Origin of the sequence: Vibrio sp. ES.051, assembly GCF_002563795.1 — a bacterium.
Classification (GTDB): Bacteria; Pseudomonadota; Gammaproteobacteria; order Enterobacterales; family Vibrionaceae; genus Vibrio.
In genome coordinates this window covers 1-24,307 of sequence record NZ_PDJL01000002.1, presented here as the reverse complement: position 1 = coordinate 24,307, position 24,307 = coordinate 1, and the positions used below count along the sequence as shown (strand labels likewise).

The 24,307-nt window shown below is 47.1% G+C and carries 16 protein-coding genes, 3 tRNA genes, 3 rRNA genes, 1 pseudogene and 1 riboswitch; of the genes and pseudogenes, 7 read left to right on the top strand and 16 right to left on the bottom strand.

Annotated elements, in window-relative coordinates; all coding sequences use genetic code 11:
- The first annotated feature begins 14 nt into the window (after positions 1–14).
- A complete protein-coding gene (gene ggt, locus ATG66_RS00140; protein ID WP_098413426.1) occupies positions 15–1,781 on the top strand; it encodes a gamma-glutamyltransferase in 1,767 nt (588 codons plus the stop codon).
- Positions 1,782–2,510: 729 nt separating this feature from the next.
- Here ggt and uvrD read toward each other — a convergent pair.
- Positions 2,511–4,685: a DNA helicase II gene (uvrD, locus tag ATG66_RS00135; RefSeq protein WP_098413425.1), complete on the bottom strand. Its 2,175-nt coding sequence runs from the start codon at positions 4,683–4,685 to the stop codon at positions 2,511–2,513.
- Between the two features lie 281 nt (positions 4,686–4,966).
- Between uvrD and ATG66_RS00130 the strand changes: the two genes are divergently transcribed.
- The 4 genes and pseudogenes from ATG66_RS00130 (at position 4,967) to ATG66_RS00115 (ending at position 7,399) form a co-directional block, all read left to right on the top strand.
- Positions 4,967–5,227 (top strand): BufA1 family periplasmic bufferin-type metallophore, encoded by a 261-nt coding sequence (locus tag ATG66_RS00130; protein WP_098413424.1) that lies wholly within the window; start codon positions 4,967–4,969, stop codon positions 5,225–5,227.
- Positions 5,228–5,309: 82 nt separating this feature from the next.
- The gene (gene bufB, locus ATG66_RS00125) at positions 5,310–6,179 is read left to right on the top strand and encodes an MNIO family bufferin maturase (RefSeq protein ID WP_098413423.1); all 870 of its coding nucleotides are present in this window, start codon (positions 5,310–5,312) and stop codon (positions 6,177–6,179) included.
- A complete protein-coding gene (locus ATG66_RS00120) occupies positions 6,176–6,934 on the top strand; it encodes an HvfC/BufC N-terminal domain-containing protein (RefSeq protein ID WP_098413422.1) in 759 nt (252 codons plus the stop codon). The genes bufB and ATG66_RS00120 overlap by 4 nt, the downstream gene beginning before the upstream one ends.
- A gap of 10 nt (positions 6,935–6,944) precedes the next feature.
- Positions 6,945–7,399 (top strand): annotated as a pseudogene (locus ATG66_RS00115) (DoxX family protein).
- A gap of 25 nt (positions 7,400–7,424) precedes the next feature.
- On the opposite strand, the gene tsrA reads toward ATG66_RS00115, so the two are convergent.
- Both tsrA and ATG66_RS00105 read right to left on the bottom strand, forming a co-directional pair.
- Positions 7,425–7,709: an H-NS-like global regulator TsrA gene (gene tsrA, locus ATG66_RS00110; RefSeq protein ID WP_005458563.1), complete on the bottom strand. Its 285-nt coding sequence runs from the start codon at positions 7,707–7,709 to the stop codon at positions 7,425–7,427.
- Positions 7,710–7,800: 91 nt separating this feature from the next.
- Positions 7,801–8,961, bottom strand: a complete 1,161-nt coding sequence (locus ATG66_RS00105) for a multidrug effflux MFS transporter (RefSeq protein ID WP_098413501.1) — start codon at positions 8,959–8,961, stop codon at positions 7,801–7,803.
- A 139-nt stretch (positions 8,962–9,100) separates the two neighbouring features.
- Between ATG66_RS00105 and ATG66_RS00100 the strand changes: the two genes are divergently transcribed.
- Both ATG66_RS00100 and ATG66_RS00095 read left to right on the top strand, forming a co-directional pair.
- Entirely contained in the window at positions 9,101–10,042 is a 942-nt protein-coding gene (locus ATG66_RS00100) for a LysR family transcriptional regulator (protein ID WP_098413421.1), read from the top strand.
- A 198-nt stretch (positions 10,043–10,240) separates the two neighbouring features.
- On the top strand, positions 10,241–12,031 hold the full coding sequence (locus ATG66_RS00095) for an aminopeptidase P family protein (protein WP_098413420.1): 1,791 nt from the start codon (positions 10,241–10,243) through the stop codon (positions 12,029–12,031).
- A 99-nt stretch (positions 12,032–12,130) separates the two neighbouring features.
- On the opposite strand, the gene thiH is transcribed toward ATG66_RS00095, so the two are convergent.
- The 13 genes from thiH to ATG66_RS00030 form a co-directional block, all read right to left on the bottom strand.
- Entirely contained in the window at positions 12,131–13,258 is a 1,128-nt protein-coding gene (thiH, locus tag ATG66_RS00090; RefSeq protein WP_098413419.1) for a 2-iminoacetate synthase ThiH, read from the bottom strand.
- A 15-nt stretch (positions 13,259–13,273) separates the two neighbouring features.
- Entirely contained in the window at positions 13,274–14,041 is a 768-nt protein-coding gene (locus tag ATG66_RS00085) for a thiazole synthase (RefSeq protein WP_098413418.1), read from the bottom strand.
- A gap of 5 nt (positions 14,042–14,046) precedes the next feature.
- Positions 14,047–14,310, bottom strand: a complete 264-nt coding sequence (thiS, locus tag ATG66_RS00080; protein WP_098413417.1) for a sulfur carrier protein ThiS — start codon at positions 14,308–14,310, stop codon at positions 14,047–14,049.
- 40 nt (positions 14,311–14,350) lie between these two features.
- On the bottom strand, positions 14,351–15,106 hold the full coding sequence (locus ATG66_RS00075; RefSeq protein WP_098413416.1) for a HesA/MoeB/ThiF family protein: 756 nt from the start codon (positions 15,104–15,106) through the stop codon (positions 14,351–14,353).
- The gene (locus tag ATG66_RS00070) at positions 15,093–16,442 is read right to left on the bottom strand and encodes a thiamine phosphate synthase (protein WP_098413415.1); all 1,350 of its coding nucleotides are present in this window, start codon (positions 16,440–16,442) and stop codon (positions 15,093–15,095) included. Before ATG66_RS00070 ends, ATG66_RS00075 begins: the two co-directional genes overlap by 14 nt.
- Positions 16,442–18,382, bottom strand: coding sequence for a phosphomethylpyrimidine synthase ThiC (gene thiC, locus ATG66_RS00065; RefSeq protein ID WP_098413414.1), 1,941 nt, complete (start codon positions 18,380–18,382; stop codon positions 16,442–16,444). The genes ATG66_RS00070 and thiC overlap by 1 nt, the downstream gene beginning before the upstream one ends.
- A 164-nt stretch (positions 18,383–18,546) precedes the next feature.
- Positions 18,547–18,645, bottom strand: a riboswitch (TPP riboswitch).
- Positions 18,646–18,705: 60 nt separating this feature from the next.
- The gene (crcB, locus tag ATG66_RS00060) at positions 18,706–19,089 is read right to left on the bottom strand and encodes a fluoride efflux transporter CrcB (protein WP_098413413.1); all 384 of its coding nucleotides are present in this window, start codon (positions 19,087–19,089) and stop codon (positions 18,706–18,708) included.
- Between the two features lie 762 nt (positions 19,090–19,851).
- Positions 19,852–19,942: transfer RNA gene (locus tag ATG66_RS00055), tRNA-Ser, on the bottom strand.
- A 101-nt stretch (positions 19,943–20,043) separates the two neighbouring features.
- Positions 20,044–20,160: ribosomal RNA gene (gene rrf, locus ATG66_RS00050) — 5S ribosomal RNA — on the bottom strand.
- 114 nt (positions 20,161–20,274) lie between these two features.
- Positions 20,275–23,162 (bottom strand): 23S ribosomal RNA (locus ATG66_RS00045).
- Between the two features lie 294 nt (positions 23,163–23,456).
- Positions 23,457–23,532: transfer RNA gene (locus tag ATG66_RS00040), tRNA-Ala, on the bottom strand.
- Positions 23,533–23,574: 42 nt separating this feature from the next.
- Positions 23,575–23,651 (bottom strand) — tRNA-Ile (locus ATG66_RS00035).
- Between the two features lie 68 nt (positions 23,652–23,719).
- A 16S ribosomal RNA gene (locus ATG66_RS00030) occupies positions 23,720–24,307 on the bottom strand; the annotation flags it as partial.

The following is a 24,307-nucleotide window of genomic DNA, read 5'->3' as shown; positions in this document are numbered from 1 at the left end:
CATGGAGAGTCATCATGCAATGGACGTTTAACCGACTCGTACTCTCGGGTCTTTTTCTTACTTTCCCTTTCACCTTCACTGGACAAGCCTTCGCTAACCAAGCTGCAGATTCTGTCGCACCAGAGCACAGCACTGGCATTGAGCAAAAGCAACTGGTCAAAGCTAAAGATTATATGGTTACCGCTGCAAACCCACTGGCGACCCAAGCGGGTGCAAACGTGCTTGAGCAAGGCGGAAACGCGATAGATGCCATGGTCGCGGTGCAATTGATGCTTGGCTTAGTCGAGCCTCAGTCGTCAGGTATTGGCGGCGGTGCATTCTTAGTGTATTGGGATAGCGAAAAACAAAAACTGACCACTTACGACGGGCGTGAAACCGCCCCCCTCGCCGCAACGCCAAAACTATTTTTAGATGATAAAGGGCAGCCACTGCAGTTCTACGATGCCGTGGTTGGTGGACGCTCTGTCGCAACACCAGGCACCGTGAAACTATTGTGGGATACCCACCAGAAATACGGCAAGTTGGAATGGAAAAAGATCATTCAGCCGGTTATCTCGCTTGCGGAGCAAGGATTCAAAGTCAGTCCTCGCCTAGCAAGTTTGATAGAAAAAGACGCCGAGCGTTTATCACGCTTTCCAGTCACGAAAGCCTATTTCTTTAACTCGGATGGTTCACCAAAAACCGCAGGGACACTATTAAAAAACCCTGAATACGCGCAAACGCTGAGTGCGATTGCTAAACAAGGCACCCAAGCCTTCTATCAGGGTGATATCGCCAAAGACATTATCGAGACGGTACAAAACGCGCCGGGCAACCCCGGCGTATTAGCCCAACCCGACTTTGATACCTACCAAATCAAACAACGTGAGGCGGTTTGTGTGGCATACCAAAGCTATGACATTTGCGGCATGGGACCACCAAGCTCTGGCGCGCTCACTATTGGCCAGATTTTGGCGATCACTGAACAGTACGATCTCAAAGGCTGGGGGGCTAACAGCATTAAATCTTGGCAAGTACTTGCCGATGCATCACGTCTGGCGTTTGCTGACCGTGGTAAATACATGGCAGACCAAGATTACGTGCCGATGCCAACGCAAGGCTTGCTCGACAAAAGCTACCTCCAACAGCGAGCAGAGCTCATCCAAGTCGGTAAAGCACTAAGCAAGGTTGAAGCGGGTAACCCGCCGTGGTCGCACGCTATGAATTTAAGCATGGACGAGTCCATTGAGCTTCCTTCCACCAGCCATTTCAATATCGTCGATAAGCAAGGCAATGTGGTGTCAATGACCACCACCATTGAGAACGCCTTTGGTTCGCGTTTAATGGTGCGTGGTTTCTTACTTAATAATGAACTGACTGATTTTTCTTTCCGTACTCATAATGACGGAATCCCAATCGCCAACCGCATAGAACCAGGCAAGCGTCCACGTTCTTCAATGGCCCCGACCATTATGATGAAAGATAACAAACCTTACATGGCGATAGGCTCTCCGGGTGGCAGTCGCATTATTGGTTACGTGGCTCAAACAATCATTGCCCATACGCAATGGGATATGGACATTCAACAAGCGATCAATCAACCACGATTACTCGACCGTTTTGGTACCTTAGATATTGAGCAAGGTACCGCCGCAGAGCGCTTGCAGCCTGAGTTGGATAAGCTTGGCTTGAAAACCAATATTCGCGATCTCAACTCGGGGTTGCACGCGATTCGAATCACCAAAGATGGGCTAGAAGGTGCCGCTGATCCTCGTCGAGAAGGAGCAGCGATCGGCAAATAGGCCTGTTTTGCTCGCCCCCTTGTGCGAGATATCTCACAAGGGGGTAAGCCAACCTCTCTTTCTTTATAGGTAAAAGAGAACAAAAATAAACATAAGACTTTGAATAAAAAGGATATGTATCTTTTTTAAACATATGAGATTTAGCAAAATGTGAGTTGTGACCGTTGTTGGGCATCGTGAAACGCGTAATATTAATCGTGTCGGAAGGATGCTGACACGGAACAGGAAACACCACGGACTTGGTGAACTTCAGGAAGAAGAAACGGTTATTCAGGATGAATAGTCGGGCATGGATTGCAAAATAGGACATTGAACGGAATCAATAGTGACTAGGATGGTTGCTACTAAGGACGGCAATGGACACCTCTGGACGAGGCAAGGACTGAACATCAGGATGATGTCATGGACACCGCTCAGGGAACAAGTGATGATAGCTAACGAGGATGGTTAGCAGACCAGGATAAGGTCAAGGACACCGCTAGGATGGCGATGAAAGGATTAAGCTGAAGGAATACAGCACGCTATCAAGGATTTGATGCAAGGAGCACTTTGAGTAGCTGGATTGCTGCAAGTAAGACCACAACCCCGATGGGCGCAAGCCCTCGGGGTTTTTCTTTGTCTGCGTCGCAACTGAAGCCTATCCTACTCAGAGACCACAAGAGCTGCCAAAGCAGCTCCTTTTTTTTATTTTAAACAATAAAAATCAACAACTTAAAAACAATAAAGAACTCACAACCTTTCAAGTCTCGCATAAGCAGTCACTAACCACTTAATACCTTCACCATTGAACGCAATCTGTACTCGGCTTTGTGGCCCACTGCCTTCAAAGTTGATGATCGTCCCCTCACCAAACTTTGGATGCATCACCCGAGCCCCCAAGGCAAAGCCCGTTTCATTAAAGTTTTCTTTGACTGCAGTCTGGCTAAATCGACCAGTGGTCGAAGGTCGGCTGACTTGCGCCTTCATTCGAACTTCATCCAAACACGTTTCTGGCAATTCACGAATAAAACGTGACGGTTTGTGGTACTTATCCTGACCATACAGACGGCGCATCTCTGCGTAAGTGATGTACAGTTTTTGCATTGCACGCGTGATGCCTACGTAGCAAAGGCGGCGCTCTTCTTCTAGGCGCCCTGCCTCTTCAGCCGACATCTGGCTTGGGAACATGCCCTCTTCCACACCCACCATAAACACCAACGGGAATTCCAGACCTTTCGCGCTGTGCAATGTCATTAACTGAACCGCGTCCTCGAATTCGTCTGCTTGGCCTTCCCCCGCCTCCAGTGCCGCATGGGTTAAGAAAGCCGTCAGCATTGACATCTCTTCCGCTTCTTCTGGTTTCTCAAATTGACGCGTTGCCGTCACCAATTCTTCCAAGTTTTCAATACGCGCTTTAGACTTTTCGCCTTTCTCTTGCTCGTACATCGCAAACAAACCTGAATACTTAATGACATGGTCAGTTTGCTCGTGCAATGGCATTTCGAGCGTATCATCTTCCAGTGCCGTAATTAACTCAATAAAACGACTTAACGCCCCTGCAGCACGGCCTGATAGCACTTGCTCATCAAGCATCGCCACACAAGCTTCCCACATCGTGCAGCCACGATCGCGCGCCGCACGACGAATGGTTTCCAACGTTTTGTCCCCCAAACCACGTGTCGGGGTATTCACCACACGCTCAAAAGCCGCATCATCATTTCGGTTACCGATCAAACGCAGGTAACTCAGTGCATCTCGAATTTCCAACCGTTCGAAGAATCGCATACCGCCATAAATACGGTATGGCAACCCCGCCTGAATTAACGCTTCTTCAAGAACACGAGATTGTGCGTTATTACGATACAACATCGCGGCCTCACTCAAAGCTCCGCCGTTCTCCTGCCACTCTTTGATTTTGTTTACCGAAAAACGGGCTTCATCCAGTTCATTGTAAGCACTGTAAACCGAGATAGGCTCCCCCTCGAGGCCATCAGTCCAAAGCTCTTTGCCCATGCGTTCAGTATTATTGGCAATCAAGGTGTTTGAAGCTTCGAGAATCGTCTTTGTGGAACGGTAGTTTTGCTCCAGACGAATAGTATTGACGCTCGGAAACTCCAGCGTGAACTTCTCAATATTCTCCACTTTTGCACCACGCCAGCCATAAATCGACTGATCGTCATCCCCCACGATCATCACGTGACAATCAGGGCCAGCCATCATGCGCAGCCAAGCGTACTGGATGTTATTGGTGTCTTGGAACTCATCGACCAAAATGTGCTTAAAACGCGCTTGGTAATGCTCACGGACAAATTTATTATCGCGCAGTAGTTCGTGTGCACGTAGAAGAATCTCCGCAAAGTCGACTAAGCCCGCACGATCACACGCCTCTTGGTAAGCAGTGTACAGCTGTAGGTTCGTTTTGGTCACGGGGTCGTGGTAGGCGTCGATATGCGATGGGCGTAATCCTTCGTCCTTCTTACCATTGATCCACCAAGCAACCTGACGTGCAGGCCATTGCTTCTCATCTAAGTTTTGCGCTTTTATCAGGCGCTTCAACAAGCGTTGCTGATCATCACTGTCGATAATTTGAAAGTCTTCCGGTAGCTTGGCATCAAGATAGTGCGCACGCAAAATGCGGTGACAAATACCGTGGAAGGTGCCATTCCACATGCCAGATGCACTACCCATCATCAATTCTTCAATACGACCACGCATCTCTGCGGCGGCTTTATTAGTAAAGGTGACGGACATGATCGAGAACGGAGAAGCTTGCTCGACTGACATTAGCCAAGCGATACGGTGAACAAGAACGCGAGTCTTACCGCTCCCTGCACCAGCAAGGACGAGTAAGTTTTCTAGAGGAGCTGCGACGGCTTCACGCTGTTTATCGTTCAAGCCGTCGAGTAATAGAGATGGATCCATCATGATGAGCTACTGGTTTTTTATACATAAAAACCGATTATAACCTAAACAACTGGGTGCTGTTTAGACAAAAATTGATAAAAAATTCGTTGTTTTTTTGAACTGACATTCAACTGGTTATCTCGATTCGCACCCCCAAAAACCATTCACACCATCAATTCCAATGAAAGTTTTCCCTTGCTGTGTCTATCTTTTATTCTAAGCAAGTGGATAAATATTGTACATCAACACAAAGATTGGCTTGCTTACCGGAAATTAAAGGAAATCATTCAGAGGAAATTGTTATGAAAAAGTCGAATCTTGCAGTTACTGCGGCTGTTACTGGCCTTCTCGCGCTTGGTGGCAGCATGCTCACCGCAGCCCCTGCTGTCGCAGCAGAAAAAGAAAAGTGTTATGGCGTAGCGAAGGCCGGTAAGAATGACTGCGCAACGAAAAACAGCTCTTGCGCGGGTACCTCGAAAGAAGACCACCAAAAAGATGCCTTTGTTGTCGTTCCTAAAGGATTGTGTGACAAATTGGCTGGCGGTAGCACCAGCGAATCATAACTCAACGTCACAAGTTTCTGTGGGGCGCGTTGCACTTTAACCAATGCCCCCAGTTACTCGCCAACCAGAAAAGGAGTTTCACGTGAAACATCACTCTTTCCATCCTCTTGCTGGCGTCGGATTACGCTCCCCTCATCTCGATTATTTTAGCCAACATAAACCTGAGTTGTCGTGGTTAGAAGTCCACAGCGAGAACTACTTTCAACCCAACTCAGCAGAGCATCATCAACTGCAAGCACTGCGCGAGCATTACCAAATCAGTTGCCACGGTATTGGTTTATCGCTGGGCTCGGTGGAACGTGTGAATCCGAAACATTTAGCGCAACTAAAAGCATTGATAAATACAATGGATCCGCTCTTCGTCTCTGACCATTTAAGCTGGAGTGAAAATAGTGGTCACTACTTCAATGATCTACTTCCCTTGCCTTACACGGAAGAAGCGCTGCAAGTCTTCACTCGCAACGTGCTTGAAGTGCAAGAACATCTACAACGTGAAATCCTCATTGAGAACCCATCTAGTTATGTGCAGTTTCACCATTCAACCATCAGTGAATGGGACTTTCTTACCGAAGTACAAAAGCGCACCGACTGTCGTTTATTGCTCGACTTAAATAACGTATATGTTTCCGCCTTCAATCACGGTTTTGATTGCGACACATACCTAGATGCGATTCCAGCCGACAAAGTCGACGAGATCCATTTGGCAGGTTTTACGATTAAACAATGGGATAACGGTGCGATCTGGATTGATACTCACAGCCGTCCCGTCAGTGATGAAGTGTGGCAACTATTCGCCAGTTGGACGCAAAAACACGGCCCTCGCCATACGTTGATTGAATGGGATCTGGATATTCCAGCACCAGAAATCCTCCTTGGCGAAGCAGAAAAAGCATCCTCACTATTGCAGCAAAACCATTTAATTGACCAAAAGAGCAAAAGGAAAGCGTCATGAATCTCGCGACCTTGCAGAGTCAATTTGCTAAAGCCCTATATTATCAAGCGCTCGGTGAAGAATGCGACATTGTGAGTGACGAGTTTACCGCTAACGAGCGTATCCAGATTTACCGCAACCATTTTATCATTAGCTTAAGCGAGGTTTTATCGGCGACCTACCCAATGGTTGAAGCGTTAATCGGGGATGAGTGCTTCGCGCAAATCGCTCGTCAGCACGTCCTTTCTCACCCCTTAGCTGAAGGTAATGTTGTACATTATGGTGCTGGCTTTCAAGATACGATTATGCAGTTTAGTCAGGTCATCGCTCAAGCCCCGTACGTCCCTGAAGTAGCAAAGTTTGAATGGAGTATGGACTTAGCTCGACAAATACAGAGTGAGAAAGTCGCAAAGCCAAATCGAATTCCTTTATCTGCACTGGCTCAAGTGACGGCAGAGCAACAACCTCAATTGGTGTTTCATTTGCGTACCGGCAGCCGCAGCTTTGACTCCAACTACGCCGTGTTTGATTTATTCCGTGCAATGCAAACCCAAGACTTTGAACAGCTCAATATCAATCAATTACAGCAAGGGGTCATCTCGATGCAAGCCAATGGAGAAGCTCTATGCCACGCACTCGATACCGGTGTTTTTCAACTGCTGCAATGTTTAGAGCAGAAGCAGAGTTTGAGCGAAATACCCGAAGCTTTGCTCGCTCACCTTAATAGCATCATGGCATTCGATCTCGTTGACGGTTTTACATTGAAATCAATCTAAGGAGCACTCTATGACGAATACGGTTAAACACTTAGTCAATCGGTACGACGATTTGATCAGTACCTTACAAGCTGGCTTTGTCCCTTTACTACTTCTCTTTTGTCGCTTGTGGGTTGCATGGGTGTTCTTTAATTCAGGGCTAATCAAAGTTTCTTCTTGGGATAGCACGCTGTATCTATTCGAATTGGAATACCAAGTGCCACTTTTGCCTTGGGAGCTAGCGGCCTACATGGGAACGGCTGCTGAGTTAATTCTACCAGTATTTTTAGCGCTGGGATTGATTACCCGCCCGATGGCAGCGATTCTGTTTGTGTTCAATATCATCGCGGTCATCTCTTATCCTGTCTTGTGGGAAAAGGGTTCTATGACCATCAGTTGTGGGGATTCATGACTTTAGTGGTTATCGTATGGGGACCGGGAATCATTTCCATCGACCATATTATAAAGAACAAATTGACGCGATAAAAATCCCCGCCATGGCGGGGATTTTTTATTGTTTATTCAAGTAAGCAAGAAGCTCATCGGCTGAGATACCCTGTTGAGCAAGATCTTTTGCTAACAGCTCAACTTGCTCACCTTTGCGCGACTCAATCACTTGTTGAAATTGGTACACAATATCACGCAAGATTGGTAAAGGTACTTGTTTTGCCGCACTACGAATGCGCTCGGAGCTTTGGTTACCCAGCTCATTCAGCAACTTGCCAAACATCACCTTTTCCGGCGATTCTTCCATTTGCTCTAGAATACGAGCCATTTCATACGTGGTTAACGACATTACTTTTTGAGTTCCGTTATGATGTCAGGAAAAGTCTGAACAACAAATATACACGCGTTAGTCACATTGGAAAATACTAAATTGCACTGATTTACGCTTTAACAAAGCTCGCGTGCCAATTCTTACCCGCTTTTGTAAATAGAATAACCAACGCCGGTAATAAAGCCCACATATGAATTGCAATCAGAGTTTGTGGTTCCAGTGACGCACGCTGCAATGTGCCCACCAATAACCCAGAACCACTCATTTGGAACATGCCTAACAGGGCTGCGGCTGTTCCCGCTTTATCACCAAAAGGTTCCAGTGCTTTACCAGCCGCAGCGCCAAGAATGAACGCAAACCCCACCGACGCCATAAAGATAGGCAACATGAAAGACAGCGCAGTATTCTGACCATTCATGACCATCATAACCACCCCTGCCAAACCAAGCGTCGAAATGCCTACCACAAGCGTATTGTGTGTACCGACGCGATCCATAAACTTAGGCGCGAGCATACAAGCCGTAATGTTTATCACCGCATTTACACCAAACCAAAAGGTGAATTCATTCATCGACAGTCCCATGCCTGTCATCAAAACAGATGGCGCTGAAGTCACGTAAGCAAGAATCACCGCCATCGCCATTAAGCACAGCGAAGCATGAAAGATAAATGACGGGGTGCTCAGTACGGCCCAGTAGCGACTGGGTTTGAAATAAGCCTGCCCCTTTGTCGAGGGATTGGTCTCCTTCATCATAAAAAACATCAGTGCACCAGATACGAAGGCAAAACCAGCCATAAAGCTAAAGTTAGCGCGCCAATCAAATTGCTGGGTTAACCAGCTACCAAGAATAGGGGCTAATGCCGGAATAAAGCAGATCGCACCATTGAGATAGCTGATCATCTTACCGCTTTTTTCCGGCCCAAAGAGATCGCGAACTGTTGCAAAGGCTGCTACCGATGTCGCACACGCACCTAAGCCTTGTAGCAGTCGGGACACCAACATCCACTCAATATTCTGAGCACTCCACGCCAATAAAGCGCTCATTGCGTAAATGGTGATACCGCCCAATGCAACAGTTCGACGTCCGAGTTTATCTGCCAAAGGGCCAGCAAACAGTTGCCCGACACCCATCGCAAATAAGAACCAAGTGATCGTGTCTTGTGCTAAAGCATCATCTACCTGAAAAGTGGAAGCGATAAGAGGTAACGCGGGTAGATAAATATCAATCGCAAGCGGACTGAAGAGAACCAAAAGGGTCAATAACGCCATTTGCTTTTTACGATCAGAAAACTGGCTAGGCACACAACACTCCAAATTGAACAAAGAACTTCGCCTGAGTTTAATCGTCTAATGATATGAATAGAAATGATGTATAATCATGATCATTATTCCCCTGAGGAAATTCATTGTGAACATCGAAAAGCTGGCTCGTATTGATTTCAACCTACTGGTTTGTTTTAAAGTATTGATAGAAGAGCTTAACGTCACTCGGGCGGCACATCGACTGTGCTTGAGTCAATCCGCGGTAAGCAAGTCACTCGCCAAGTTACGCATCCAATTCAATGATCCGCTGTTTACTAGAAACTCGCATGGATTGACGCCCACGCCCCGGGCTTTGTTCTTAAAACCGAAACTGGATCTGTTGATAAATCAATTAGAAGCGCTCACACAACCCGAAGAATTTTGTCCACAAAGCAGTGAATATCGTTTTCAAATTGCGGCGGTCGAAAGCATATATTCGCTTATTCTTCCCCACTTCTTACCCGCTATATTTCAGCAGGCACCTGGGGTCACGATCAGTACTCATCCTTGGTTAGATAGCACCTTTAAAATGCTCCAACGCGGTGAATTAGATTTTGGTTTAACTGGAAAAGACATCGACATTAATGATGCAAAACTAACCCTGTTGCCACCAAACGACATTAGCGAGCTAGAAATCTATCGCGACCATCAAATGTGTATTATTCGTAAAAATCACCCGGCACTAAAACAACCTTGGAACCTAGATGCGTATCTCGCCCTGCGTCACGTACAAGTCCGCTGTGATGGTAACGAACGATGGCTGTTGGATTATCGTCTTGCCGATATCGGAGCCGATCGCGATATTGCCGTGACCGTACCCGATTTCAATAGTGCCGCTAGCCTGTGCTCATATACCGACTTTATCTTCACCGCCCCAAGTCACTTTGTGCAGCTCGCCGCCAAACAGCTTGACTTGGTGGTGCTTCCCCTACCGCTGGAGTTTCCGCCGATGGCATACACTTTATTCTGGCACCGAGACAGAGAAAATGACCCGGCACTAAATTGGTTACGCGCGATGATCACGCAAAAAACCGATCACCTTAGATAAAAAGTACCGCTCTCAATTTGCGCTTCAGTGGTAAAATGAGTAGCTTAACTGTCGTCGTCCTTTTGGCTCATCTATGGCTCAGTTGTACTCCGGCTCAGCCAAAGTCATTGCAAACTTTGGTTGATCATACTGCATGGCAGAAAGAAACAGCTCCCAAACCTGAGCATAAAGGAGCCGTAATTTGAAGGAATAAAACAGATGCACAACGATACCCTAAGCCGAGTGAATGCGATTCGCGAATGGCTTGTAAAACATAATATTGATGCCCTACTGGTTCCACACGAGGACGAGTATTTGGGTGAATACGTACCAGCGCACAACGAGCGCTTGCATTGGTTAACTGGCTTTACAGGCTCTGCTGGTGCCGCCGTCATCACCAAAGAGAAGGCAGCCATGTTTGTCGATGGTCGCTATACCGTTCAAGTCACCAAACAAGTCTCTGGTGACCTCTTTGAATATCGCCACCTTATTGAAGAACCAGCTTTAGATTGGGTTCTAGATAACCTGCCAGCAAACGCTTCTGTCGCAATTGACCCTCGCATGCACAGCTCAGCTTGGCTAGATATGGCACAAGCTAAACTAGCCGGAAAGCTTGAGCTAAACATTCTGACCAACAACCCAATTGATGCGTTGTGGCAGGATCGCCCAGACCCTGTTGTCTCAGATGTTCGCCTAATGCCAACAGAAGCTGTCGGTCAATCAAGTGAGAGCAAGCGTCAAGCAATCGCCCAACTGGTTAAAAAAGCGGGTGCAGATAGCGCTGTGATCACAGCACTAGATTCTATTTGTTGGCTGCTGAATGTCCGTGGCTTGGATGTATCACGCCTGCCTGTATTACTTTCACATGCGATTCTGCATGCCGACTCAACCGTTGAATACTTCCTCGACCCTGCTCGCCTACCTGCTGAGTTTGATGCGCATGTCGGTGCCGGTGTGACCGTTCATCACCCAGAAGCACTTCAATCTCGCCTTGAAGCCATGACAGATAAAAAGGTATTAGTTGATCCTGCAATCAGTAACGCTTGGTGTAAGCTGGTACTACAAAACTCTGGTGCGTCCGTGATTGCAGCAGCAGATCCATGTCTGATGCCAAAAGCGGCGAAGAACGCAGTTGAAATTGCGGGTATGAAGGCGTGTCATATCCGCGATGGCGTGGCGATGAGCAAGTTCCTATGTTGGTTAGATGCGGAAGTTGCTGCTGGCAACCTGCATGACGAAGCGACATTGGCAGACAAACTGGAAGCCTTTCGTAGCGAAGACCCTACGCTAATGGATCTCAGCTTCGATACCATTTCAGCGGCAGGCGGGAACGCGGCCATGTGTCACTACAATCACGAGAACCAACCTGAACCTGGTAAGTTAGCACTGAACACGCTTTACCTTGTGGACTCAGGCGGTCAGTACCTCGATGGCACCACAGATATCACGCGTACTATCGCGATTGGTCAACCTTCTGCAGAAATGCAGAAGCAATTTACGTTGGCGCTGAAAGGTCATATTGGCGTGGCTCGAGCTCGCTTCCCGAAAGGCACTCGTGGTTATCAAATCGATACGCTTGCTCGCCAACACTTATGGGCAGAAGGTTACGATTACGATCACGGCACGGGCCACGGTGTGGGCCACTTCCTAAGTGTGCATGAAGGCCCAGCAAGCATTTCGAAGAAGCAAATTGATGTGCCTCTATTAGAAGGCATGGTGCTATCAAACGAGCCAGGTTACTACCGTGCAGACGCGTTTGGTATTCGTATCGAGAATCTGGAACTTGTTGTTGAAACACCAACTAAAGGTGACTTCCCTGTTCTGTCATTTGAGTCGCTAACACGCTGCCCAATCGACAAGCGCAACATCAATGTTGATATGCTTACTCGGCCTGAACTCGCTTGGCTGAATGATTACCATCAGAAAGTATGGGATGAGATCAGCCCGCTAGTTGAAGGTGATGTGAAAGAGTGGCTTCGTCAAGCAACGTTACCTATAGCACACAGCTAGAAGATAGAAAAAGTAGAGGGTTGATGTTTTGCATCAACCCTCTACTTTTGCCTATGTTTCACGTGAAACATAACGATGACCAGTGGCTTTCTTTGTTACTTAACCAGAATACGCCGAGTGCCAATCTCGCCATACAGGGTCAAACCCTTTCACCCGGATCATATCTTCTACTGAACCCGCACTTCGCTCGTCGCTGATTTCAAACTGCTCGAGAGCGACTTCTTCCGTAGCGTAACCTCCTGGTTGGGTTTTCGATGCGGCAGACATGCTCGTGATGCCTAAAGGTAAAACATTGTCTCGGAACGTTTCTGACTCACGAGTGGATAAAGACAACTCGACTTCTGGATTCAGCAAGCGATATGCGCAAATCAATTGCACCAATTGCTTATCGGTCATTACCGACTTTGGCTGTAATACATTGGCAGAGCTCGAACCTTCACAAGGTCGTAAACGCGGAAAGGAAATCGAGTATCGTGTTTGCCAGTATGTATGCTCTAGGTAATTGAGGTGTGCCGCAACATAAAAACAGTCCGTTCGCCACTCTTCCAAACCAATCAGAGCACCAATACCAATTTTATCAATTCCGGCTCTTGCTAACCTATCGGGCGTTTCTAAGCGATAGCGAAAATTCGTTTTATTACCGCGAAGGTGATGCTGCGCGTAGGTTGATGGATGGTAAGTTTCTTGATACACCATCACCGCGTCCAACCCCAAGCTCTTCAGCTCGGCGTAGTTATCTTGATCTAAAGGCTGAACTTCCATGGCTAAATAATTGAACCGCTGCTTAATCAAAGGCAGCATCTCACGAAAGTAGTTCATCCCTACTTTGGTTTCATGCTCTCCTGTGACCAACAATACGCTGTCGAATTTCATACGCTTAATGGCTTCCACTTCAGCGGCAACTTCATCTTTATTCAACGTCCTACGCTTGATGCGGTTTTCCATTGAAAAGCCGCAATAGATACACGCATTCGCACACAAGTTAGAAAGGTACAACGGTATATAAAGCGACATCGTATTACCAAAGCGCTTACGTGTTAGCGCGTAAGATTGTTGTGCCATCTGCTCCAGATAAGGCTCTGCCGCTGGTGAGATCAACGCTTTGAAATCTTCCAAGTCACGTCTAGTTTTACTTAATGCTCGCTCCACATCTTGGGCCGTTTTCGCATAGATCGACATGGAAATGTCATCCCAATTAAGCTGCTTAAACCGTTCATAAAAACTCATGTTATGACTCCACCATTACAGCTCATCCAGAAATGAGGTCAAAGGACTCGACGCTACAGCATGAGAAACTTTGCCAGCAAGTCCCGCTTCATAAGCTAAACGGCCCGACTCAACGGCCAACTTAAATGCCTTCGCCATCGCCACGGGATTGCTCGACGCTGCAATAGCGGTATTCACTAGGACGGCATCGACGCCCATTTCCATCGCACGCGCCGCATGAGAAGGCGCGCCAATCCCTGCATCCACAACCACTGGAACGTTGGCTTGATCGATAATGATTTCAAGAAAGTCGTGCGATGCGATGCCTTTGTTAGAGCCGATCGGCGCACCTAATGGCATCACAGCCGCACAGCCTACTTCTTCTAAACGCTTACACAAAACAGGGTCCGCATGGCAGTATGGAAGAACAATAAAACCATCACGTACCAACCGCTCAGCGGCTGCAAGTGTCTCGATTGGGTCTGGCATTAGGTACTTCGGATCTGGGTGAATTTCCAGTTTTAACCAGTTAGTACCTAACGCTTCTCGCGCTAGTTGTGCAGCAAATACGGCATCTTTAGCATTCTTTGCACCCGAAGTGTTCGGCAATAAGTTCACACCCGCTTGTACTAACGGCAGCAAAATATCGTCTTGTTGGTCGTTCACATTTACACGCTTCAACGCCATAGTTGCAAGTTGAGAACCCGACACTTGAATCGCTTCAGCCATTAATCGGCTGTTGGCAAACTTGCCTGTTCCAGTGAACAGTCTTGATTCGAATTGTTTATCACCAATTTTAAGCATCGACGTTAACCCCCTGCGATTGCTTGAAACAAAGAGAGGCTATCTCCCTCGGAAAGGTCTGTGCTCGCCCATTCACTGCGCGGTATCACATAGTTATTAATGGCGAACACACAGCCTATTTCTGGCAGAGAAAATCGCACAATGATCTGCTGTAAGTTCACTCCAACTTCCACTTTGTGTCGCTGTTCATTGATGGTAATCGTCATGTGCTGATTGTCCGCACCTTGAGATGAATTTAGTATTGAATTGTTAGATTTAGATAATGTCATTGCTTCCGACTCTCTATGCTCTGACTTGTATTACTCGTGGCTAGCTCTGTCCACAAACCTGACATTGACGGTCCTTACCTATCGCTAAGTGATTCCAGCTCATCAGTAGACCATCAAAAATATGTAACTGATTCGTCGATACATGGAATGCCCCAGTGGCCAGTTTTTGGATAGCCGCCATTGCTTGGTAGTTGCCGAGTGTGCCTACCACCGGACCGACGACACCGTTCTCACTGCACGTTTTAACCTGCTGAAGTTCGTCAAAAGGATATAAGCAACGGTAACAGCCTGAGTCTTTAGACTGATAATCAAACACTGCAAACTGACCTTGCCAACCAATAGCTGCAGCAGAAATGAGTGGCGTGCTTTGCTCAAAACACACTTGATTGATCAGCTGTCTCGTAGGCAGGTTATCGCAGCAATCCAATACCACATCCGCCAACATGACTTCGAGTTGTAGCGGTAATTTATCCAGTCGCTTAGCGATTGTACGCACTTGAACCATGGGGTTGAGCGCAGCGAGTTGTTGTGCGGCTGCATCGACTTTGGCCATGCCCAAATCGTGCTCACGATAGATCACCTGCCGCTGTAGGTTACTGTTATCAACGTCATCGTCATCCACCAAAACCAACTTACCAACCCCAGCACCGGCTAAATACAGACTCGCCGCGCTGCCAAGTCCACCACAACCGACTATCAGCACATGCGACTGGCCTAGTTGAACTTGACCCTTTTCACCCACCTCAGGTACAGCAATCTGACGCTGGTAACGCATAAATTCTTTATCTGTGAGCACTATCGTCTCCCACCTTGAAGCTTTGATTCAACGAAGTTTCATCAACTGTGCGCTGTTCTTCTGTCATTAAATCAGCAAAGAAGTGAATCACTGATTGTGGAGACTTAGCCAAAGTAATCGCTCGCACGACGGCTAAACTCGACACTCCACATTGCCAAACTTGCGGCGCGTTGGATTGGTCAATACCACCAATAGCCACCGTCGGATAACCAAGCACTTCACTGCCGCTTTCATTACGGTAAGGAATACTATTAATCAACTTTTGGTACAGAGCTAAACGAATAAGCCCTTGTGGCTTTGAAGGCATTTGCTTTGTCGTCGTTGGAAAAATATGCCCGAGGGCAATATAGCTTGGATGGCTTTGGACAATACGGAGCAACTCGTAATAACCATGGGTTGATAAGCCCAAGCGAATGCCAGCTTGGCTCAACTCGCTCAGGTTAGACTCTTCAATATCTTCCTGACCAAGATGGACACCAAACGCACCATACTTAATGGCTAACTCCCAGTAATCGTTAATAAATACCTGCGCGTTGTACTGTTGCCCAAGTTCAATAGCACGCGCCACCTGTTGTTCTAAATCAGGTTGGTCTGGATTTTTGATACGCAGCTGAATGGTATTAATGCCTAATGGCAATAAACGTTCGACCCAAACAACATCATCAACAACCGGATAAAGTCCCAAACGGTTCCTGTTCAACGTTGGAAAACGTAGTTCGTGACCTTCTGTCGCCCAGCCGACTTGAATACCTAAACGCTCATCTTCAAGGACTGGGATTGGAAAATCGGAAAACTCACACGCCCAAGACTGTGAAACCATAGCTTCACCATCAATGGATGTTTCACGTGAAACATTGGTCATGGCACGAGCAAACGTCAGCGCATCCTCGATAGGAAAATCCAAGACTAACAATGTTAAGACCCAAGCCAAATGTAACTCAGGTTTAAAATAATGAGAGGAATCAAACGAACTAGAGAGCGCTCTCACCTCACCGTTGATCGGATGATGCCAGATATCGAGTTGTGCTTGTCGGCTCACCTGCCGATCATCAATACCGATGTAGACGTCTGAAGAGGCTTGTTTAAGGTATTCCTTAACGGACAGCGAGGAGCGATAATAAATTACATGTTCGCTATCATCATTCAAATGATCAGTACAGAGGTCGGTACTTACGCTCTTAATTTGTTGGTCACAAATAAGCTGAATAGACTGAGTTGGGCTCACACCCAACTCAATCATTTCAATGCTAAAACCCTGCTCTTTCGCCAACAACAAGCACTGCTGAACTAACCACGTTAATTCAATTAATGATGACGGAATAAGGATTTTCATCATTACTCGTCAACCTCTGCATGTGCGGCTGGATGATATAATTCAGAGCCAGTAGCTCGAAATTCTTCCGACTTTCTGCGCATTCCTTCCAGTGGATCATCTAACATTTTGATAGAAACCGCCTGATCCGCTGCCACTTGCTCGGTGTCTTTCGCGTACTCTCTTACCTCTTGCGAAATCTTCATCGAGCAGAACTTTGGTCCGCACATCGAACAGAAGTGAGCAACTTTTCCCGACTCTTGAGGCAAGGTTTCATCATGGAAAGCGCGAGCGGTTTCTGGGTCGAGTGACAAGTTGAATTGGTCTTCCCAACGGAACTCGAAGCGAGCTTTAGAAAGCGCGTTATCACGAACTTGTGCGCCAGGGTGTCCTTTCGCCAAATCAGCAGCGTGAGCAGCAAGCTTATAGGTGATCATGCCCGTTTTTACGTCTTCTTTATTTGGTAAGCCAAGGTGCTCTTTTGGGGTGACGTAACAAAGCATTGCACAGCCGTACCAACCAATCATGGCAGCACCAATGCCTGAAGTAATATGGTCGTAACCAGGAGCCACGTCTGTCGTCAGTGGACCAAGGGTGTAGAACGGTGCTTCATGACAGTGCTCCAGCTGCTCTTCCATGTTCTCTTTGATCATGTGCATTGGAACATGACCAGGACCTTCGATAATGACCTGAACGTCGTATTCCCCAGCTATCTTGGTCAACTCGCCAAGAGTACGAAGCTCTGCAAATTGCGCTTCATCGTTAGCATCGGCAACCGAACCAGGACGCAGACCATCACCGAGAGATAGTGCCACATCGTACTTGGCACAGATTTCACAGATCTCTCGGAAGTGGGTATATAAGAAGCTTTCTTGGTGATGCGCTAAACACCATTTCGCGATGATAGAACCACCACGAGAGACGATGCCAGTAACGCGCTTTGCAGTCATTGGCACATAGCGAAGTAATAAACCGGCATGGATAGTGAAGTAATCAACGCCCTGCTCTGCTTGCTCAATCAGAGTATCGCGCATCACTTCCCAGTTAAGATTTTCGGCAACTCCATTCACTTTCTCAAGCGCTTGATACATAGGTACGGTACCGATCGGAACCGGGCTGTTACGCAGAATCCATTCTCGAGTTTCATGAATATTGCGACCTGTGGAGAGATCCATAACAGTATCGCCACCCCAGCGTGTCGCCCACACTAGCTTCTCAACCTCTTCCTCAATCGAAGACGTCACCGATGAGTTACCGATATTAGCGTTCACTTTGACCAAAAAGTTACGTCCAATGATCATTGGCTCTGACTCAGGATGGTTTATATTTGATGGGATAATTGCACGACCTTCAGCAACTTCTTGGCGAACAAACTCTGCAGTGATGTCTTTAGGTAGATTCGTTCCAAAGCTTTGACCCGGATGCTGTTGATTTAGCACTTCATCGCGGTATTGAGCACGCCCCATATTTTCGCGAAGGGCGATATATTCCATTTCAAGGGTAATAATGCCTTTACGAGCGTAATACAATTGGGTCACGCAATGACCATCTTTAGCACGTCGAATACGTGGTAGATTACCGTAACGCAAATCGTCTAGCGTTTCGTCTTCTAAGCGTTCCTTTGTGTACACCGAACTTACTTCATCAAGTAATTCAGTGTCACCGCGCTCTTCAATCCAGCTTTCTCTTAGCTTTGGTAAGCCACTATAAAGGTCAATATCGTAGTTCGGATCAGTATAAACACCTGACGTATCGTAGACTCGGACGGCTTCATTAGGCTCGAAAATAGGCGCTTCTTTTGTGCCACCAATCAAACTATCTGCTAGCGCTATTTCACGCATAGGTACACGAATATCTGGACGTGAACCTTCTACATATACTTTTGTGGAATTTGGGTACGGTTGTACCGAGAGTGTTTCAATGAACTGTTTTGCTTCTAGTCTCGCTTGTTTGCGACTCGACATAGCATTTTTCCTTGCTTTGTTATACTAGATAAAAAGTAATTGGATAAAAATGCTTGGCGGATAGATGCGACAAGAGGAGTCAAATTAAGGCTAAATAAAGCTTAAGTAATTTGCCTATAACAACATTCGACTATTTGATAGATCAACCAGAAAGAGCTCCGGTATAAATATCTTCTCTTGTTCCCTTCGCAGATTCTAATCTGATCAGGTTCAACGGATCCCGAATTAACGGTCTCAGCCTTATGGCACTCCGACAAGTGATATCAGTATATAAAAACGGCTTGGTGAAACCAAGCCGACCTGTTTAATTTTTAACTACTTTGCTAGCTGCGCATCAATAATTGGAAACCGATCCACGCGGCAGAGATGCTAAGCACCACATTTAAGAAAATATTTAACCCCATCTTAAAAAATGCACCTTGCTGCATAAGTAAAACATTATCCATAGAAAAGGTAGAAAACGTCGTTAGTGCCCCTAAAAAGCCCAAACCAATCACTTGTCGCCAAGGTTCTGTTGCCAGATGTTCACTTTCAAAGGCAGCGATCAGCAAACCCATAATAAATGAACCGACCACGTTAACAATTAGCGTACCGTATGGAAAACCACGCCCTAATACAATGACACACAGTTCAGATATCAAGTAACGAGAACACGCACCGAAAGCACCACCCAGTGCAATAAAACCAAGAATGGAAAGTTGTCCCATAATTCCCCCAAAGCTTTGATGACGATATTGTAACCAAAACTAAAGCGATATTGATGGTAAAATCTTAGAATTTAGTAATGTATTGCATTTAAAACTCCTCAGTATTTAAAAAGTTACAGGAGTCACTTTGTTTCAAGTTCAATACATGATGGTGAATTGTTATGGGCTTAGCCTTGCCGTCTCGACGTGAGCAAGAAGAAAAATCCATCCGAATGAAAATGAGATTGCTGGCTGCGCCTACTACCAAGACGTCCATTCTTACATTCAACTCGCTAAATTTTTTAACATAAGCAGAAGTCTGTGGTTCAAGCTTTCTTGAAGAAGAATTAGGCCCACCCTTTGCGCTGGACGAGAAATTTGATAGAGCAGTAATTCTCTATTCACAAGATGTATTGGCGAGGCCATCGTTGTGCCTTGGGTCGACAAAGCATCATGAGTGAGCAATCTAGCGCAAATATAAAAGATGACAGCAAAAGCCATCATACTGTTATGATAATGGCTGATGTAGGTTTGGAGTTGGCGGCTACAGTACATCGAGCGAACCAAAGCTCACTGGTTACTAGTGAATATTAGTGGAAGGGGTTGTGCGGCATGAAATCGCTTTCTAGAATGTACTTACTGCTCGCATTGCCAAACTGGTTCGAGAAATTGAGAGACCTAAACAGTTAATTTCTAAATACATCTACTATTTTCATGTATTGGCAATTTTTAAAGTAAAGAAACGAAAAAACCGCTGTAAGAACAGCGGTTTTTCATTAAAAGTGGCGGAGAGATAGGGATTTGAACCCTAGATACGCTATTAACGTATGCCGGTTTTCAAGACCGGTGCTTTCAACCACTCAGCCATCTCTCCACAAATTGTTACTAAAACTTAGTCTTATTTATCATGCTAAATTTTAGTTTTGCTTTCAGAAGCACCTTAATATTAAGGTAAATTCAAAAGCGATAAATAAAGCCTGGCGATGTCCTACTCTCACATGGGGAAACCCCACACTACCATCGGCGCTATTTCGTTTCACTTCTGAGTTCGGCATGGAAGTCAGGTGGGTCCAAAACGCTATGGTCGCCAAGCAAATTCTTTTTAACTACCGCCAACGCAGTAATTAATAATCTGGAAAGCTGTTTCAGTTCTTAACACAATCAAGTTTTCTTGTATTGAGCCCATCAAAACCCCTTGGGTGTTGTATGGTTAAGCCTCACGGGCAATTAGTACAGGTTAGCTCAATGCCTCGCAGCACTTACACACCCTGCCTATCAACGTCGTAGTCTACGACAACCCTTTAGGATACTTAAAGTATCAGGGAGAACTCATCTCAAGGCTCGCTTCCCGCTTAGATGCTTTCAGCGGTTATCGATCCCGAACTTAGCTACCGGGCAATGCGTCTGGCGACACAACCCGAACACCAGAGGTTCGTCCACTCCGGTCCTCTCGTACTAGGAGCAGCCCCTTTCAATTCTCCAACGCCCACGGCAGATAGGGACCGAACTGTCTCACGACGTTCTAAACCCAGCTCGCGTACCACTTTAAATGGCGAACAGCCATACCCTTGGGACCGACTTCAGCCCCAGGATGTGATGAGCCGACATCGAGGTGCCAAACACCGCCGTCGATATGAACTCTTGGGCGGTATCAGCCTGTTATCCCCGGAGTACCTTTTATCCGTTGAGCGATGGCCCTTCCATTCAGAACCACCGGATCACTATGACCTGCTTTCGCACCTGCTCGAATTGTCATTCTCGCAGTCAAGCGGGCTTATGCCATTGCACTAACCACACGATGTCCAACCGTGTTTAGCCCACCTTCGTGCTCCTCCGTTACGCTTTGGGAGGAGACCGCCCCAGTCAAACTACCCACCAGGCACTGTCCTCACCCCCGATGAGGGGGCTAAGTTAGAACATCAACACTACAAGGGTGGTATTTCAAGGTTGCCTCCACACATACTGGCGTACGTGCTTCAAAGGCTCCCACCTATCCTACACATGTAGGGTCAATGTTCAGTGCCAAGCTGTAGTAAAGGTTCACGGGGTCTTTCCGTCTAGCCGCGGGTACACTGCATCTTCACAGCGATTTCAATTTCACTGAGTCTCGGGTGGAGACAGCGTGGCCATCATTACGCCATTCGTGCAGGTCGGAACTTACCCGACAAGGAATTTCGCTACCTTAGGACCGTTATAGTTACGGCCGCCGTTTACCGGGGCTTCGATCAAGAGCGTCGACCGAAGTCTAACCCCATCAATTAACCTTCCGGCACCGGGCAGGCGTCACACCGTATACGTCATCTTACGATTTTGCACAGTGCTGTGTTTTTAATAAACAGTTGCAGCCACCTGGTATCTGCGACTCCTAGTAGCTCCATCCGCAAGGGACTTCACCGCCAAGAGCGTACCTTCTCCCGAAGTTACGGTACCATTTTGCCTAGTTCCTTCACCCGAGTTCTCTCAAGCGCCTTGGTATTCTCTACCCGACCACCTGTGTCGGTTTGGGGTACGATTCCATCAAATCTGAAGCTTAGAGGCTTTTCCTGGAAGCATGGCATCAATGACTTCACATCCGTAGATGCTCGACGTCGTGTCTCAGCCTTAAAAAGAGCCGGATTTACCTAACTCTTCAGCCTACGCACTTGAACCTGGACAACCGTCGCCAGGCCCACCTAGCCTTCTCCGTCCCCCCATCGCAATTTGATTGAGTACGGGAATATTAACCCGTTTCCCATCGACTACGCCTTTCGGCCTCGCCTTAGGGGTCGACTCACCCTGCCCCGATTAACGTTGGACAGGAACCCTTGGTCTTCCGGCGTGGAGGTTTTTCACCCCCATTATCGTTACTCATGTCAGCATTCGCACTTCTGATACGTCCAGCGTGCCTTACGACACACCTTCAACCGCTTACAGAACGCTCCCCTACCCAATACTCAAAGAGTATTGCCGCAGCTTCGGTTTACTACTTAGCCCCGTTACATCTTCCGCGCAGGCCGACTCGACCAGTGAGCTATTACGCTTTCTTTAAATGATGGCTGCTTCTAAGCCAACATCCTGGCTGTCTGAGCCTTCCCACATCGTTTCCCACTTAGTAGTAATTTGGGACCTTAGCTGGCGGTCTGGGTTGTTTCCCTCTCCACGACGGACGTTAGCACCCGCCGTGTGTCTCCCGGATAGTACTTACTGGTATTCGGAGTTTGCAAAGGGTTGGTAAGTCGGGATGACCCCCTAGCCTTAACAGTGCTCTACCCCAGTAGTATTCGTCCGAGGCGCTACCTAAATAGCTTTCGGGGAGAACCAGCTATCTCCAGGTTTGATTGGCCTTTCACCCCTAGCCACAAGTCATCCGCTAATTTTTCAACATTAGTCGGTTCGGTCCTCCAATTGATGTTACTCAATCTTCAACCTGCCCATGGCTAGATCACCTGGTTTCGGGTCTATATCCAGAGACTAAGTCGCGCAGTTAACACTCGCTTTCGCTACGGCTCCCCTAGATGGTTAACCTTGCCACTGAATATAAGTCGCTGACCCATTATACAAAAGGTACGCAGTCACACCACGAAGGTGCTCCTACTGCTTGTACGTACACGGTTTCAGGTTCTATTTCACTCCCCTCACAGGGGTTCTTTTCGCCTTTCCCTCACGGTACTGGTTCACTATCGGTCAGTCAGTAGTATTTAGCCTTGGAGGATGGTCCCCCCATATTCAGACAGGATATCACGTGTCCCGCCCTACTCGATTTCACTGCATATGCGTCGTCAGTTACGGGGCTATCACCCTGTATCGCCAAGCTTTCCAGCTTGTTCACCTGACGCCTATAAAGCTTAAGGGCTAGTCCAATTTCGCTCGCCGCTACTTTCGGAATCTCGGTTGATTCTTTTCCTCGGGGTACTTAGATGTTTCAGTTCCCCCGGTTCGCCTCGCTACGCTATGTATTCACGCAGCGATACTTACTTATGTAAGTGGGTTTCCCCATTCGGAAATCCCAGACTCAAGTGGCTTTTACTGCCTAATCTGGGCTTATCGCAAGTTAATACGTCCTTCATCGCCTCTGACTGCCAAGGCATCCACCGTGTACGCTTAGTCACTTAACCATACAACCCGAAGGAGTTTCGAGTTGATGTTCAAATCACCAAAGTTGTCTCTCATTATTTGACATGAGCGAGAGACATTTCGATTTTGCCGGACTCAATTTCGAATAATCACTGTAATAGTGATATTCCCAAGAACACTTGAATGTGTTGTTTTGGTGTTTATCTTTACGATAACATTTGAGAACTTTATTTGATAACAACGTTGTTGTTATCAGTCAGCTTTCCAAATTGTTAAAGAGCAAAGTTTTCTAATGAAAACCATGTTTAAACACACTCATTGAATGCACTTAAAGATGGTGGAGCTATGCGGGATCGAACCGCAGACCTCCTGCGTGCAAGGCAGGCGCTCTCCCAGCTGAGCTATAGCCCCATCAGGTGTCGATACTGTATGCCAATTTTCTGGGAAGGAAATTGGTGGGTCTGAGTGGACTCGAACCACCGACCTCTCGCTTATCAGGCGAACGCTCTAACCACCTGAGCTACAGACCCAGTATCGTCTCTTAAACTTTATAAACCGTATCAATCTGTGTGAACACTCATCGCAATAATCTTTCGTATAAGGAGGTGATCCAGCGCCAGGTTCCCCTAGCGCTACCTTGTTACGACTTCACCCCAGTCATGAACCACAAAGTGGTAAGCGTCCCCCCGAAGGTTAAACTACCTACTTCTTTTGCAGCCCACTCCCATGGTGTGACGGGGCGGTGTGTACAAGGCCCGGGAACGTATTCACCGTGGCATTCTGATCCACGATTACTAGCGATTCCGACTTCATGGAGTCGAGTTGCAGACTCCAATCCGGACTACGACGCACTTTTTGGGATTCGCTCACCATCGCTGGCTCGCCGCCCTCTGTATGCGCCATTGTAGCACGTGTGTAGCCCTACTCGTAAGGGCCATGATGACTTGACGTCGTCCCCACCTTCCTCCGGTTTATCACCGGCAGTCTCCCTGGAGTTCCCGACATTACTCGCTGGCAAACAAGGATAAGGGTTGCGCTCGTTGCGGGACTTAACCCAACATTTCACAACACGAGCTGACGACAGCCATGCAGCACCTGTCTCAGAGCTCCCGAAGGCACACCAGAATCTCTTCCGGCTTCTCTGGATGTCAAGAGTAGGTAAGGTTCTTCGCGTTGCATCGAATTA

What these genes read in the sequence shown, in the direction of transcription:
- ggt (WP_098413426.1), top strand. Translation starts at nt 15, where the DNA reads ATGCAATGGACGTTTAACCGACTCGTACTCTCGGGTCTTTTTCTTACT.
- uvrD (WP_098413425.1), bottom strand. Translation starts at nt 4,685, where the DNA reads ATGATGGATCCATCTCTATTACTCGACGGCTTGAACGATAAACAGCGT.
- ATG66_RS00130 (WP_098413424.1), top strand. Translation starts at nt 4,967, where the DNA reads ATGAAAAAGTCGAATCTTGCAGTTACTGCGGCTGTTACTGGCCTTCTC.
- ATG66_RS00120 (WP_098413422.1), top strand. Translation starts at nt 6,176, where the DNA reads ATGAATCTCGCGACCTTGCAGAGTCAATTTGCTAAAGCCCTATATTAT.
- tsrA (WP_005458563.1), bottom strand. Translation starts at nt 7,709, where the DNA reads ATGTCGTTAACCACGTATGAAATGGCTCGTATTCTAGAGCAAATGGAA.
- ATG66_RS00105 (WP_098413501.1), bottom strand. Translation starts at nt 8,961, where the DNA reads ATGGCGTTATTGACCCTTTTGGTTCTCTTCAGTCCGCTTGCGATTGAT.
- ATG66_RS00095 (WP_098413420.1), top strand. Translation starts at nt 10,241, where the DNA reads ATGCACAACGATACCCTAAGCCGAGTGAATGCGATTCGCGAATGGCTT.
- thiH (WP_098413419.1), bottom strand. Translation starts at nt 13,258, where the DNA reads ATGAGTTTTTATGAACGGTTTAAGCAGCTTAATTGGGATGACATTTCC.
- ATG66_RS00085 (WP_098413418.1), bottom strand. Translation starts at nt 14,041, where the DNA reads ATGCTTAAAATTGGTGATAAACAATTCGAATCAAGACTGTTCACTGGA.
- thiS (WP_098413417.1), bottom strand. Translation starts at nt 14,310, where the DNA reads ATGACATTATCTAAATCTAACAATTCAATACTAAATTCATCTCAAGGT.
- ATG66_RS00070 (WP_098413415.1), bottom strand. Translation starts at nt 16,442, where the DNA reads ATGATGAAAATCCTTATTCCGTCATCATTAATTGAATTAACGTGGTTA.
- thiC (WP_098413414.1), bottom strand. Translation starts at nt 18,382, where the DNA reads ATGTCGAGTCGCAAACAAGCGAGACTAGAAGCAAAACAGTTCATTGAA.
- crcB (WP_098413413.1), bottom strand. Translation starts at nt 19,089, where the DNA reads ATGGGACAACTTTCCATTCTTGGTTTTATTGCACTGGGTGGTGCTTTC.